Raw genomic sequence first — 13,339 nt, 5'->3', positions numbered from 1 at the left:
GTCCCCCTTCCGTACACAATTCAATGTATCCGAGGTAGTACTGAGGGTGGCTCGAGTCATTTCCGGAACACACAGATGGAGCAGTGGGAGGGAGGACCATCATGAACGGTCGCGAGGACTGATCCCACCAATTCAGCCGGCCCGGCTCCCGGCCGGGAGCCATACATCGGGCCCGGTGGCGATGGCGCGTTTCCATGCCATCACCATCGGGCCCGCCGCGGCGACGGCGACCGCGGCGGCCACCCCGACGGCCACGAACGGACCGGTCAACTGGGCGAGGCCGCCCGCGAGCATGATCCCGATTCCCTGCACCGTGACCAAACTCGTCGAGGTCAGGCCCATCACCTGCGCCCGGACGCCGTCCGGCACCGCGCGGGCCATCAGCGCGACGGCCTGGAGGTGGTACGGCGCCGCGAAGGCCCCGCTGAGCCCGATCAGCGCGAGACAGACCGGCAGCGGAGGACGAAAGAAGACAAAAAGCAAAGGAACGACGGATGCAATGGCGAGAATGCCGACCATTCGCGTTTTCCGTCGCGCCGGAACCCATTTCGTGAAGATCCACGATCCAATTACCGAACCCACCGGATCCGCCGCGAGAATGAGCCCGACCGCGAAACTCCCCGCCCCGAGACCGTTGGCGAGCGGTGCCGCGAGCCCTTCGGGCGCGATGGCGAACCCGGCGAGCATCTTCAACCCGAACAGCACGCGGATTCCCTTGCCCCGCCACAGTTCTCTGGCGCCTTCACCACTGAAAGCCCGCGCCACACGGCTTTTCACCGATGATTCCGTGACGGCGGGCCCGCGTCGACGCACCCCTGTGGACACGAGCAGCGCGGAGACCACAAAGGTCACCGCGTCGATCACCAGGCCCCAGTAGGGCGTCACGAGCCCGATCACCAGTCCGCCACCGCCGAATCCGGCCAGCTGTGCCGTTTGGATGGTGATCGTGCGGACCGCGAGCCCGGCGACGTACCGTTCGCCTTCGAGGACGTCCGGGAGCAACGCGAGCTGCGCCGCCCGGAACGGTCCGCCCGCCATCGTCAGGACCACCAACAGCCCGGCCAGCACCGGCAAAGGCGTTCCCGGCACGGCCATCAGCATCGCGAGCGCCGCGCGCACCAGATCACCGGCGATCATCACGGTCCGCCGTGGATACCGGTCCGCCAATCCGGCGAACAAGGTGCCGCCGATCAGCGTCGGCAGATACGTCAATCCGTAAGTGAGCCCGGTCAGCCCGGCCGACGCCGTTCTTTCCCAGACCAGCACCGACAACGCGACCCTGGCCAGCTGGTCACCGGCCTGCGAAAGCGCCTCGGCCGCCCACAACGCACGGAATTCACCGACCGCGAAAGCGGCCTTGAAACCGGTGTCCCGTGCGGAGTCCCCTTTCTCCATGAGCCCCTCCCCTTGGCTCACGGTAATGGATCACTTCCGCACTGTCAGCGGCCATCCGGCCCACGACGCCCGGTATCGTCCACTGTGGAGAGACGATCTCGCGAGGTCAGCGCCCCGTGCCGTAACCCATCATCCCCTGCGCCATTTCCATCGCCAGCGAACCGGCCATGACGGGGTCCATCATGTTCCGCAGGTCTTCGGTGGCCCTGTTCTGCGCCGTGATGTCGGAGCGCGGCTGCTCCGTCGGCCGGGGCTCGGCGGGCGGCAGCGCGACGACCTGTTCCCTGGCGGGCTTCTTCTTCGTCGTCGCGGGCGCTTTCTGCTTCACGGTGACCGGGACGTAGACGGTCACCGGGGCGGGCTGCGTGGGCTGGACCACCGGCGGCGCGGCCTGCTGGGTCGCCACGGTGGGCAGCGGCCGCTCGGGCAAGGCGGTGTCGTCGACGGGCGCGAGGGTGAACGTGCCGGCGAACCAGCCGATCGCGAGCAGCGCCACCCCGGTGCCACCGACCAGCCAGGACCTGGCCCGGCGATGGATGACGACGGCCTTGGGCCGCAGATCCTTGTCGACGACCGGCTCGCAGACCGGGGCACGGACCGGCATCGGCTCGGGCTCGATCTCGTTCTCCGGGCTGCGCCGCCGTTTCGGCAGACTCGCCGCGATGATCCCCGTCCGGTCCAGCAACTCGGCTGTCTCGATGGGCACACTCGCGCTGAGGGCGGCATCGGTCGGCGTACGGCGCTGGGCGGCGCGCGGCATGGGGACCTCCGGAAGCGGAATCACGAACTTGAGCATTGTGGTGCATTTCCGACGCCGCCGTAAGTAACGCACCCCGATCGAGTTATCCCGAGCCGTCCGGACCACGGAGGGTTACTCCGTTCAGAGGTTCTTCATCCCCAAGCGCCCCAGTAGTGCCAACGGCCGCTGGTAAAAGGAGCCGAGCACGCGGGGAATCGCGTCGATGGCATAGGCGTCCGGTCCAATCAGGATGCGCGCCGTCCCCCGTTCGATACCACGAACGATGGTCTGCGCGGCCTTCTCCGGCGTCGTCCTCGCGATCTTTTCGAAGCCTTCGGCGGCTTTGTCGATGTCCCGCTCGACGCCACCCCGCGCGTCGCGGGCGATATTCGTCTTGATGCCACCGGGATGCACGCAGCTGACCGCGACCGGATGCCGGGCGATCAGCATTTCCTGCCGCAGCGCCTCGGTGAAGCCCCGCACCGCGAATTTCGCCGCGTTGTAGGCACTCTGCGTGGGCACGCCGATGAAGCCGAACACGCTCGAAAGGTTGACGATATGGCCGTCGCCCGAAGCGATCACCTGCGGCAGAAAGGCTTTCGTGCCGTTGACCACACCGCCGAGATTGATGCCCATCAGCCAGTCGTAGTCGTCCCAGGTCATTTCCTCGACCGTCGCGCCGAGCGCGACCCCGGCGTTGTTCACCACGAGGTTGGCGCCCCCGAAATCGACGGCGACCTCCTCGGCGTGCGAGAGAACGGCGTCACGATCGGCGACGTCCAGCGCGTAGGCCTTCGCGGTCGCGCCCGCTTTCTCGCACGACGCCACGGTGTCCGCCACGCGGACGGCGTCGACGTCGGAAAGCGCCAGCCTCGCCCCGCGTCCCGCCAGTTCGATCGCGAGCGCCCTGCCGATTCCCGAGCCCGCGCCCGTGATCACCGCGACCTTGTCCGTGAACGACTTCATACCCGCTCCCAAGTTCGACTGTTACCGGAGGTAACACATACTACGGCTGTGAGCTTGCTGTGCGTTGATCGATTCGGGCTGTGTTCGTGGACCGCTTATGGTGATCTGTAACCAGGACAGCCGTGGACGACCGGAGGGAAGAGGATGCGCCGCGCCCTGCTGCTCGCGCTCTGTTTCGTTCTGACCGGTTGTTCCGCCGCGTCCGAACCCGCCGAACCCGAGCCCGGGGACACCCCCGCGACGGTGGCGGTCACCCCGGCCACGCCGCGGACCAATCCGGCGATCGGCGCGCTCTTCCTCGACGGGACGCATTTCTGCACGGCCAGCGTCGTCCACAGCGGCCCGGGGGACCTCTTGCTCACCGCGGCGCACTGCCTCCACGACGGCGAAGGCGGCGAGTACGCGACGGGGATCTCGTTCGCGCCCGGCTATCACGACGGCGTCGCGCCCTACGGCTACTGGGACGTCTCCGATCCGCAGGTTCCCGACGGCTGGGCCGTTTCGTCCGATCCGGACCTGGATGTCGGGTTCGCGACGGCCCGCCAGGCGGGCAGCACGAAGACCCTCGAAAGCGTCACCGGCGCCAACACCCTGGTGACCGGCGGCGGATTCGCCCACCCGATCACCCTGACCGGGTATCCCGACGAACGGGAGGCGCCGGTCGTCTGCCACGGCACCAGCAGCCAGGCCGACACCTACCAGATGCGCGTCGGCTGCCCCGGCTTCACGACCGGCACCAGCGGCGGCCCGTGGGTGGTCGACCCCGACCCCAAGACCGGACTCGGCACCGTCGTCGGCGTGATCGGCGGCTATCTGTACGGCGGGGACGACCCGGACACGTCCTACAGCAGCTACTTCGACACCGACGTCGCCACCTTGTACCGGAAGATGGACGCCCGGGGATGATCTCCCCATGAGCATCCACGACGTCCCGATCACCGGCGAGCCGATCCGCCTCGGCCAGTTCCTCAAACTGGCCAACCTGGCCGAAGACGGTTCGCACGCCAAAGACCTCCTCGACGCCGAAGAGGTCACGGTCAACGGCGAGGTGGAGGTCCGGCGCGGACGTCAGCTGACGAACGGCGACGTCGTGGAGGTCGGCGGCGAAGGCGGCCGCGTCGTTCTCGCCTAGCGGCCCTTCAGCGGGGCCAGGCGAAGCGCCTTCGCGAGGTCTTCGAGTTCGCGGTGCACCGGCTCGTTCAGCGGCACACCCAGGGCCTGGCACTGTTCGAGGTACTGCGCCTCACGCCAGCCGGGGTAGCGGACCGGGTTCCCGCCCTCCCAGCCGAGCAGGCTGCCGAACAACGCGCTCGCGGCCTTGTAGAACCCGTCGGCGCTGCGCAGCGTCGTCGGCGCGATGGCCATCACCATGAGCCCGGTGTCGTGATCGTGGTCGCCGACGCCCGAAAGCACCCCGGCGAAGATCTCGACCAGCAGGGCGAAACCGGCGATCGAGGCGCTGGCGGTGTCGTCGGCCAGCGTGTCCATGTCGAGGACGAATTCGGGGTACGCGCCGGCGGGGGCGGCCATGCCGAGCGGATTCGCGGCGATCCCGCGCTCCCCGCCCGCCGCCATGACCAGCCCGATCATCGAATGCGGCAACGCCCTCGCGGCATGGTGCCCGGCGCGGCCGAACGGCCCGACGCCCCGGACCGACATGAGCCCGACGCCGTACCGGCCCGCCCGGGACACCGCCCGGTCCATCGCGTCGCCGACGGCCCACAGCCCCGGCGCGCGGCGGTAGTCGATCAAGGCGGCGGCACCGCGGTCGGCGATCATCAGCGGTTCGGCCCGCGGCCGCACCAGGCCGTTGACCAGCATCGGCAGATGCAGCCGGGTCAGCTCGGCGACCCCCGCTTCCGGGGTTCCGGTGAGATCGCCGTGGCACAGCGCCTCGGCGGCCATCCTGGCACGGGACCACGGCAGGTCGTGCGCGGTGAAGACCTCGGTGACGAGGTCGATCAGGGCGTCGATCGGGACGCGCTGCCACACCTGTTCCGGGATCGGGGAAGGTTCGGCCGGTTCGGGGATCGGCTCGACGGGCGCACGGCGAAGAGAGCGGGGTCTGAGGGGCACTCCGCCGAGGGTGCCTTCGCACGTTTTCCGTCGTCAACGAACCGGGGCAGCTTCTAACCGACTGTGTGATCGAAGCGCCCGGAAACGTCGGTGGGCGGACGTAGGATCGGGGCATGTGCCGGAACATCACCACGCTTCGAGGCCTGGAGCCGGCGGCGACGCCGGACGAGATCGAGGCCGCCGCCCGCCAATACGTCCGCAAGGTGTCCGGGGTGCAGAGCCTGTCCGACGCCACCCGCGAGCCCTTCGAGGCCGCCGTCGCCGAGATCACCGCGGTCACCAGGCGGCTGCTGTCCGAACTGCCAGCCCGCCGTCAGCCGCCGACGACGGTGCCGCCGTTGCGCCGTCCCGAGGTCCAGGCGCGAATCGCCGCGAAAGCCGCGAAGAGCCAAGCCTCCTGAACCAAGCATCGGCGGTTACGGTGAGCCGGTGACATATCCGCAGGACCCCTACGGTCAACAGCAGCCTTACGGCCAGCAACCCCCGTACGGCCAGCCGTACCCGCAGCCGGGTTATGGATACGGCTACGGCGCGCCTCAGCCGCCGCAGGACCAGGGCCTGGCGATCGCCGCCCTGGTCGTGTCGATCGCCAGTCTCGTCGCCTGCACCGGGCTGCTGTCGGTCATCGGCGTGATCATGGGGCACATCGCGCACTCGAAGGCCAAACGCGGGGAAGCAGGCGGCCAGGGGATGGCGCTCGCGGCGATCATCATCGGCTACCTCGGCATCGCGATCATCGTCGCTCTCGCCCTGCTGGTGGTCATCGTCGGCATCGCGACCGACTGGGACTTCGACTAGCGGACTTCGACCAGATCCGAAGCGTTCCGGCAAAGGACCGTCGGATACCCTCGACAGCGGTAGCGTGTCCGAGCGGCCGAAGGAACATGTCTTGAAAACATGCGAGGGCTCTGTCCTCCGTGGGTTCGAATCCCACCGCTACCGCCAGTCTTGAAAACGGAAAGCGCCCCAGGTCCGCGGACCTGGGGCGGTTTTCGTCACGCGGGCACGAGCGCCCAGACGGTCTCGTCGCTACGGCCGCCCACGAAGGGCCGTTGCTCCAGGAGCGAAGCCTGTCGCATCGCCAGCGAGCTGGCCCGGTTCACCAGTCCGTAGCGCATGTCGGCGCTGCGGAGCAGTTTCCACTGCTGGTTGGTGGCCGATCCGCAGTGCGTCTGTTCGAGCTGCGCGCCGTCCGCGGTGCTGCCGGACACCGGCCGCAGGCACTGACCGCTCCGCTCGTTGCTGATCCTCCAGTACCCGCCGCCCGCGTCGGTGAGCCTCCACTTCTGGCCGTTGTCGTCCTGCCTGGCCACGTGGGTGATCTTCGCCCCGGCGGACGTCGAGCCGTCGACCACGGCCGCGCTGTTGCCGTTGGTGGCGACGGACAGGTAATACTTCTTGGCCGCCTGCGGACCGGGGTCCGCGACGGGGTTCAGGGTCCACTGCTGGTTGGCCGCCCCGGTGTAGGGCTGCTGCACGAGCGGCGCCGGATACGCGCCGCCGTCGGTGATCGCGTAGCCCGTCAGGTAGTTGAAGATCGCCACCTTGCCGTTGCCGAGCGGCTGGAACGCCCACCGCATGCCGTTCTGGCCGTTGCAGTTGTACTGGAGGATCTGCGTCCCGGGAGCCGTTCCGCTCTGGGCGCTGTCGGCGCACAGCTGGCTGTTGGCGTTCACGAGTTGCAGACCGGTGTTGTAGCCGAGGATCCACTTCTGGCTCGTGGAGTCGGTCCGGGCCCGCTTGCTGAGGTTGACGAGGCCGCCGGTCGAAGAACCGATGACGTCGATCGCGTCACCGTTCGCGCCGGTGATGACGTAGGTCTTCCCGCCTTGCGCGTGGCCGTCGTCGTTGTCGGGAGTGCTGTTCTTGATCAGGAAGGCGCTGTTGGCCACGTTCCAGTGCGTGGCGAGCCAGCTGCCGGGGACGGGGTTCGTGCTGAAGTAGTCGTCGTTGCCGCAGTCCAGCAGCCGGTCGAAATCGCGCGCCGTGCAGTCGAAGGACTGCGTGTCGCCGTAACACATCAGGTCCCATTCCTGGGAGCAGTGCCCGCCGCCCTGGTAGTGCGGCGCCCCGGGCAGGACCGCGCCGAGCATGTGCCCCAGTTCGTGCGCGGTCGCGTTGACACCCCAGCACGGGACGGCGATCTCCGTGTAGTGCCTGCCGTTGTTGAAGGCGTTGGCCGGACCGGGCTGATCGTCGCTGTCACCCCAGGTGCCCGCGCAGGTGTGCGGGTTGTCGGAGAACAGGATGTAGTCGCGGTCGGCGTTGTAGTACCCCGCCTGGATCGCGCGGTCGCGGATCGCGCCGGACAGGTACGTGCCGTCGGGCACCACGAGGTTCGCGACGGCGACCTGGCAGCCCGCACCGGCGGTCGTCACGTACCGGACGTGCCTGCTGGCGCCCGTCACGGCGGCGCTGTCGTTGAACCCGTCGTCGATCCCGGACGCGTAGGCGCGCAGGGACGGCGCGACGGTCGTGTACCGGTCGGGCTGAGCGGCTTCCCGGACATAGACGAGCTCGATGCGTTTGCCGGAAACACCGTCGCCTTCGCAGACCACGGGGTTGGCGGCGATCTGTGCCTCGGCGACGGAGGCGGCGAGCGGGGCCACCGGGGTCGCGCCGGGCGGCAGTGGCCGGGCGGTGAAGGCGCTGAAGGCGGTGGAGTCATCCGATGCCGTGGCTCCCGCGGTCTCACCCGCGAGCAGACCGCAGATGAGACCGGCGGTCACCAGCACTCCGCCGAAGCGTCTTTTCGTTCTGGACAAGTGTCTTCCTTTCGCGATGAAGAAACGCACACTTCTCGAACTGTCGCGAAAAAAGGCTAGAGGTCGGATGTATAGACCACCAGGCAGAAAAACCGGCAGACTGCCATACTCTTCCGCCATGCCCAAGTACTTGCTGCTCAAGCACTACCGCGGCGCTCCGGCGGCGGTGAACGACATCCCAATGGACCAATGGGCGCCGGAGGAGATCACGGCGCACATGCAGTACATGAGAGACTTCGCGAACCGGCTCGTCGAGACCGGCGAGTTCGTCGGCGAGCAGGCTCTCGCCCCCGAAGGCACCTTCGTCCGGTACGACGGCGAGGGCAAACCGCCTGTCACCGACGGTCCTTTCGCCGAGACCAAGGACCTCATCGCCGGCTGGATGATGATCGACGTCGACAGCTACGAACGGGCGCTGGAACTGGCGGGCGAGTTGTCGGCCGCTCCGGGGGCGGGCGGGAAGCCCATCCACGAATGGCTCGAACTGCGTCCGCTGTTCAGCGAACAGCTGATCATCACGGAGTGAACGCCGAGTTCGACGAGGCGCTGCTGCGGAGCCTCACCCCGGACGTCCTCGGGATCCTCGTCCGCCGCGGAGCCGATTTCGCGTCGGCCGAGGACGCCGTGCAGGAAGCGCTGATCGAGGCCGTCCGCGTCTGGCCCGGCGACCGGCCGAAGGACCCGAAGGGCTGGCTCGTCACCGTCGCCTGGCGCAAGTTCCTCGACATGGCCCGGTCGGACGCCGCCCGGCGCCGTCGCGAGGACGTCGTGGACGACGAGCCGGAGCCGGGGCCCGCCCCCGCGGTGGACGACACGTTGCAGCTCTACTTCCTGTGCGCGCATCCTTCCCTGACGCCGTCTTCGGCGGTCGCGCTCACCCTGCGCGCCGTCGGCGGGCTGACCACCCGCCAGATCGCCCAGGCGTATCTGGTGCCCGAGGCGACCATGGCGCAGCGCATCAGCCGGGCCAAGCGCACCGTGTCCGGCGTGCGCTTCGACCAGGCGGGCGACGTCGCCACCGTGCTCCGCGTGCTCTACCTGGTCTTCAACGAGGGCTACTCCGGCGACGTCGACCTCGCCGCCGAAGCCATCCGGCTCACCCGGCGGCTCGCGGCCGCTATCGACCATCCCGAGGTCGCGGGCCTGCTCGCGCTCATGCTGCTCCACCACGCCCGGCGCGCCGCCCGGACGGCGCCCGGCGGCGAACTCGTGCCGCTCGCCGAACAGGACCGCGGCGCATGGGACACGCGCCTGATCGCCGAGGGCGTCGACATCCTCCAAGCGGCGCTGGCCCGCGACAGCCTGGGCGAGTTCCAGGCACAGGCCGCCATCGCGGCGCTCCACGCCGACGCGCCCGCGGCCGAGGAAACCGACTGGGTGCAGATCGTCGAGTGGTACGACGAACTCGCGCGCCTGACCGGCAGCCCGATCGTGCGGCTGAACCGCGCGGTGGCCGTCGGCGAGGCGGACGGACCGCGCGCGGGGCTGGCCGCGCTCGCCGAACTGGACGATTCGCTGCCCCGGTACGCGGCGGTGGCGGCGTACCTCCACGAACGCGACGGCGACCTGGTGACTGCGGCACGGCTTTACGTCGAAGCCGCCGGGAAGGCGGCCGACCTGGCCGAACGCGCCCACCTGACGCGTCAGGCCGCGCGGATCAACGCCCTCAGGAAGTGACCGGCGGCAGGCGCGGGAGCCCGTCGATCTCCGACAGGTGCTCCAGCACCCGCCCGAAAGCCAGCCCCAGCACCCGCTGCTCTTCGGGGCTCAACAGGTCGATCAGGTGCTCGCGGACGCCTTCGACATGCGTCGGCGCCGCGCCCTCCAGCAGTTCCACGCCGCGTCCGGTCAGCTCGGCGACGACACCGCGTTTGTCCGCCGGGTCGCGGGTGCGGCGGATGATGCCCTCGGCCTCCAGCCGGACCATCTGGTGCGAAAGCCTGCTCTTGGTCGAGCCGAGCATGATCGCCAGCTCCGTCATCCGCATCCGGTTGTCGGGCTGGATCGAAAGGCAGACCAGGACCTCGTAGTCGGCGAGCGTGACGTCGTGCCGCTCGGAGAGCTCACGGTGCAGGCGTTGTCGAAGCCGCATGGTGGCGACGATGTACGAGCGCCAAGCGATCATCTCGGACTCGGACAGCCAGCGCACTTCCTTCTGCTCCACCGCCATCCACGCAGGGTAGAGCGTTGATCGCACAAGGCGCATACCCACCGGTCACTTTTCGGCCCTGAAAAATCCGCGGGAACATTCGCCCGAAGGAGGGTTACGAAAAGGTTGAGACTCGGCGAGAAAAGGCGCAAGCTGCTTGTCAGCGGATGGTTCGGGCAAGTATCGGGCGAACTCCTCGGAAGGTCGCCGGACCTGCTCCCAGCCGGGAAAGGTCAGGTGGTGGTATGGCGGGTGATTCTCGCGGTTGACCGCCTGCTGTGTCCCCGCGATCGGAACGGAAGGAACCGGGTCGGTCGCGACTGTGAACAGCGACGAGCGCGGGCATCTCAGATGCGCTCGACCATTCTCGCGCATTCGGCGTCACTCCGGCCTGTTTCGGGTTCGCGGCCTCTTCGACCGCCTCGGCAGCGCCCGGCGCCGGCCCGGTGATCGCGGCCAACCGGCGATCAAAAGACAACCTCGGTAGACCTGGGTGCGGCCGCTCTGCGTGGCCGCACCCAGGCATATACGGGTCCTTCCGGCTACGCTTCCCCCGTGCGATTCGACGAAGGCGCGGGCCTGGACACCTCCGAAGTCGAGGACCTGCGAGGTGGCGGTGGCGGTGGCGGTATCGGCGGCCGGGTGGCACTCGGCGGCGGCGGGCTCGGCGTGGTCGGACTCGTCATCTATTTCCTCATCTCCCAGTTCGGCGGCGTGAGCCTGGGCCCGTCCGCGGGCGGGATCGGCAGCCTCGGCGGCGTGGGCTCCGGGCAGCAGGTGGACAACACCTCGCTGGCACAGGAGTGCAAGACCGGCGCCGACGCGAACCGGAAGCACGACTGCGCGATCGTCGCGATCATCAACTCGATCCAGGACTACTGGGGCCAGGAATTCCAGCGGTCCGGGTCGACCTATCGCAAGTCGGTCACCAAGTTCTTCAACGGCGGCGTGAACACGGGCTGCGGCAGCGCGACTTCGGACGTCGGGCCGTTCTACTGCCCCGGCGACTCCAACGTTTACATCGATCTCGGGTTCTTCAACGAACTCCGCACGAAGTTCGGCGCGGAGGGCGGGCCGTTCGCGGAGGCGTACGTGCTGGCCCACGAATACGGGCACCACGTGCAGAACCTCACCGGAGTGTCCAAAAAGGGCACCGGGAGCGGGCCGACGTCGGGTTCGGTGCGGCTCGAACTGCAGGCCGACTGCTACGCCGGGGTCTGGGCGAACCACGCGACGACCACGCCGACCGAAACCGGGCGGCCGCTGCTCAGCGAGGTCAGCCAGCAGGACGTCGATTCCGCGCTGGACACCGCTTCGCGGATCGGTGACGACTACATCCAGTCCAAGCTCGGCGGGGGCCGGGTCGACGAGTCGAAGTTCAGCCACGGCACTTCGGCGCAGCGGAAGAAGTGGTTCACCACCGGCTTCCAGACCGGCCAGCCCGCGCGGTGCGACACCTTCGCGACCAACAGCCTGGGCTGAGCCGCTCCGGTACCGCGTGGGCCCGCTCGCCGGGGGCGAAGGCGTAACTCGCGTGCTTCAAGACGTAACTCGCGTGCTTGAACACGTGACTCGCCGCCGCCCTCCCCGGAGTACATGAAGGCCCCCTTCCTTGCGTCTAGCGCAAGGAAGGGGGCCTTCATGTACTTGGAACTGAATTACGCGGCGACAGCGCCGTGGTGGTCGTCAGCGTGGATGGACGCCTTCATGCTCTTCTGCTTGGACCGCTCAGCCGCGCGAACGGCCTTGGCCTTCGCGGCCTTGCCACCCGGGACACCGTTGATGTTCTCGGTGCTGGTCGCGTACACGCCCAGCGCCCAGGCGACGGCGTCGGAGTTGCGTTCGAGCGCGACGCGGTCGATGTTGCCGAGGTTGTCGCAGGCCTGGTGGTAGCACTTGTCGTAAGGAACGTTGGCGCTACCGCCCCACTTGGCGGCCTGAGCCGCGGTCTTCACGCCTTCGGCGCCGGTGAACAGGCCACCGGCCGGGATGCCGACCGCGATGAACTGGCCGTAGTCGGAACGACCGGTGAAGTCCGTGCCCTCGACCGGGACACCCTTGCCGTCCTGGAGGTAGTCGACGAGGGTCTTCTCGAGCTGCGCGGAACCGTACGGGCCGGCGCCCGCGCCTTCACCGTCGGAGTTGTCGCCGTCGTAGGCGAAGTACGCCGCGTTCGGCGAGCCGATCATGTCGTAGTTGTAGTAGAGCGCGATGTCGAGCTGCTGCTCGAAGCTCAGCGAGTTGACGTAGTACGTCGAGCCGACGAGCCCGAACTCCTCGGCGCTCCACCAGCCGAAGCGGACGGCGTTGTTGGCCTTGGGCTTGCTGCCCAGCTGGAGCGCGGTCTCCAGCAGCGCGGCCGAACCGGAGCCGTTGTCGTTGATGCCGGGGCCCTCGGTGACGCTGTCGAGGTGCGAGCCGAGCATCACGACGTTGTCCTTGCGACCGGTCTTGGTCTCGGCGATGACGTTGTAGCTGGTGCGCGCCTCCTGGAAGGCACGCAGGTCGAGGGTGACCGAAGCGCCGGCCTTGCCGGCGAGCGCCTGGCCGTCGGCCTGGGTGATGCCACCGGTCGGGATCTTGCCCGCGGCCGGGTCGCCCAGGGTGCCGTTGACCGGGCCCGGGACGTTGTTGTAGACGATCGCGCCCACGGCGCCCGCCGCGGCGGCGGTCGCCTGCTTCTGCGCGAAGGAGCAGCCACCGCGCTGGATCAGCGCGATCTTGCCGGTGACCCCACCGGCGTAGTCGGCGGCCTCGCAGCCGCTGGTGTCGTCGACCGGGACCACCGCGAGCGGGGCGGTGATTCCCCCGGCGGGCGTCGACGGGCTGTAGGACATGATGATGATCGGGACGTCGGCGCCCGCGACCGTCAGCTTCTCCGCGAGAGTCTCCGCGTAGGTGAACGGGAACTCCTGGCGCGTGACCGTGAAGCCCGCCTGCTCCAGCTTCGTGGCGACGTACTCGGCGGACTTCTTGTGGCCCTCGGTGCTGGCGGCGCGGCGGCCACCGTTGGCGTCCGAGATCCGCTGCAACGCGATCAGGTGCCGGTTGACGTTGTTCACGTCGACCTTGTTGACGAGCTGCTTGGCCAGAGCGGGGCCGTCGAGCTTCGGCGCGGCCGTCGCAGCGGGAGCCATTCCGACCGTGAGCGCGGCGGTGGCCATCACCACGATCGAGGGAACAATGCTTCTTCGCGAATATGACATGGGCGTCACCTTTGTGTGGTTTACGTCATAGGTCAACCGACGT

Annotated in this window: 14 protein-coding genes and 1 tRNA gene; 8 read left to right on the top strand and 7 right to left on the bottom strand. The window is 68.6% G+C overall.

The genetic code is table 11. The features are described 5' to 3' along the window. Positions 1–132 precede the first annotated feature (132 nt). The 3 genes from CFP71_RS00170 to CFP71_RS00160 form a co-directional block, all read right to left on the bottom strand. Complete coding sequence (locus CFP71_RS00170; RefSeq protein ID WP_093931765.1) at positions 133–1,395, bottom strand: MFS transporter; 1,263 nt, start codon at positions 1,393–1,395, stop codon at positions 133–135. A gap of 106 nt (positions 1,396–1,501) precedes the next feature. Continuing rightward, on the bottom strand, positions 1,502–2,179 hold the full coding sequence (locus CFP71_RS00165; RefSeq protein ID WP_244199502.1) for a hypothetical protein: 678 nt from the start codon (positions 2,177–2,179) through the stop codon (positions 1,502–1,504). A gap of 96 nt (positions 2,180–2,275) precedes the next feature. Continuing rightward, positions 2,276–3,100: an SDR family NAD(P)-dependent oxidoreductase gene (locus CFP71_RS00160; protein WP_093931763.1), complete on the bottom strand. Its 825-nt coding sequence runs from the start codon at positions 3,098–3,100 to the stop codon at positions 2,276–2,278. A 144-nt stretch (positions 3,101–3,244) separates the two neighbouring features. On the opposite strand from CFP71_RS00160, the gene CFP71_RS00155 reads away from it, so the two are divergent. Continuing rightward, positions 3,245–4,006 carry a trypsin-like peptidase domain-containing protein gene (locus CFP71_RS00155; protein ID WP_093931762.1) on the top strand — a complete coding sequence of 254 codons (762 nt, stop codon included), beginning with the start codon at positions 3,245–3,247 and terminating at the stop codon, positions 4,004–4,006. 7 nt (positions 4,007–4,013) lie between these two features. Next, the gene (locus tag CFP71_RS00150; protein WP_005149665.1) at positions 4,014–4,232 is read left to right on the top strand and encodes an RNA-binding S4 domain-containing protein; all 219 of its coding nucleotides are present in this window, start codon (positions 4,014–4,016) and stop codon (positions 4,230–4,232) included. Here the strand turns inward: CFP71_RS00150 and CFP71_RS00145 are convergent. Further along, positions 4,229–5,176: an Ldh family oxidoreductase gene (locus CFP71_RS00145; protein ID WP_093931761.1), complete on the bottom strand. Its 948-nt coding sequence runs from the start codon at positions 5,174–5,176 to the stop codon at positions 4,229–4,231. The genes CFP71_RS00150 and CFP71_RS00145 overlap by 4 nt on opposite strands. A 113-nt stretch (positions 5,177–5,289) precedes the next feature. Between CFP71_RS00145 and CFP71_RS00140 the strand changes: the two genes are divergently transcribed. The 3 genes from CFP71_RS00140 to CFP71_RS00130 all read left to right on the top strand — a co-directional run bounded on the left by CFP71_RS00140 (position 5,290) and on the right by CFP71_RS00130 (position 6,121). Continuing rightward, positions 5,290–5,577, top strand: a complete 288-nt coding sequence (locus CFP71_RS00140; protein WP_093931760.1) for a DUF2277 domain-containing protein — start codon at positions 5,290–5,292, stop codon at positions 5,575–5,577. Positions 5,578–5,605: 28 nt separating this feature from the next. Further along, positions 5,606–5,974, top strand: coding sequence for a DUF4190 domain-containing protein (locus tag CFP71_RS00135; RefSeq protein WP_093931759.1), 369 nt, complete (start codon positions 5,606–5,608; stop codon positions 5,972–5,974). A 58-nt stretch (positions 5,975–6,032) separates the two neighbouring features. Then, positions 6,033–6,121, top strand: a tRNA-Ser gene (locus tag CFP71_RS00130). A 50-nt stretch (positions 6,122–6,171) separates the two neighbouring features. Here the strand turns inward: CFP71_RS00130 and CFP71_RS00125 are convergent. After that, the gene (locus CFP71_RS00125) at positions 6,172–7,941 is read right to left on the bottom strand and encodes an RICIN domain-containing protein (protein WP_093931758.1); all 1,770 of its coding nucleotides are present in this window, start codon (positions 7,939–7,941) and stop codon (positions 6,172–6,174) included. Between the two features lie 118 nt (positions 7,942–8,059). On the opposite strand from CFP71_RS00125, the gene CFP71_RS00120 reads away from it, so the two are divergent. Both CFP71_RS00120 and CFP71_RS00115 read left to right on the top strand, forming a co-directional pair. Beyond that, positions 8,060–8,467, top strand: coding sequence for a YciI family protein (locus CFP71_RS00120; RefSeq protein WP_093931757.1), 408 nt, complete (start codon positions 8,060–8,062; stop codon positions 8,465–8,467). Then, entirely contained in the window at positions 8,464–9,618 is a 1,155-nt protein-coding gene (locus CFP71_RS00115) for an RNA polymerase sigma factor (protein ID WP_093931756.1), read from the top strand. The genes CFP71_RS00120 and CFP71_RS00115 overlap by 4 nt, the downstream gene beginning before the upstream one ends. Here CFP71_RS00115 and CFP71_RS00110 read toward each other — a convergent pair. Next, positions 9,608–10,111: a MarR family winged helix-turn-helix transcriptional regulator gene (locus tag CFP71_RS00110; RefSeq protein ID WP_208635846.1), complete on the bottom strand. Its 504-nt coding sequence runs from the start codon at positions 10,109–10,111 to the stop codon at positions 9,608–9,610. The two genes, CFP71_RS00115 and CFP71_RS00110, sit on opposite strands and share 11 nt — an antisense overlap. Positions 10,112–10,645: 534 nt before the next feature. Between CFP71_RS00110 and ypfJ the strand changes: the two genes are divergently transcribed. Continuing rightward, positions 10,646–11,572 carry a KPN_02809 family neutral zinc metallopeptidase gene (gene ypfJ, locus CFP71_RS00105; RefSeq protein ID WP_093931755.1) on the top strand — a complete coding sequence of 309 codons (927 nt, stop codon included), beginning with the start codon at positions 10,646–10,648 and terminating at the stop codon, positions 11,570–11,572. A gap of 176 nt (positions 11,573–11,748) precedes the next feature. Here ypfJ and CFP71_RS00100 read toward each other — a convergent pair whose 3' ends face one another. Next, the gene (locus CFP71_RS00100; RefSeq protein ID WP_208635845.1) at positions 11,749–13,296 is read right to left on the bottom strand and encodes a M28 family peptidase; all 1,548 of its coding nucleotides are present in this window, start codon (positions 13,294–13,296) and stop codon (positions 11,749–11,751) included. Positions 13,297–13,339: the final 43 nt, after the last annotated feature.

The sequence above is a fragment of the Amycolatopsis thailandensis genome (assembly GCF_002234405.1).
GTDB classification, from domain to species: domain Bacteria; phylum Actinomycetota; class Actinomycetes; order Mycobacteriales; family Pseudonocardiaceae; genus Amycolatopsis; species Amycolatopsis thailandensis.
This window is presented reverse-complemented; position numbering and strand designations above follow the sequence as displayed.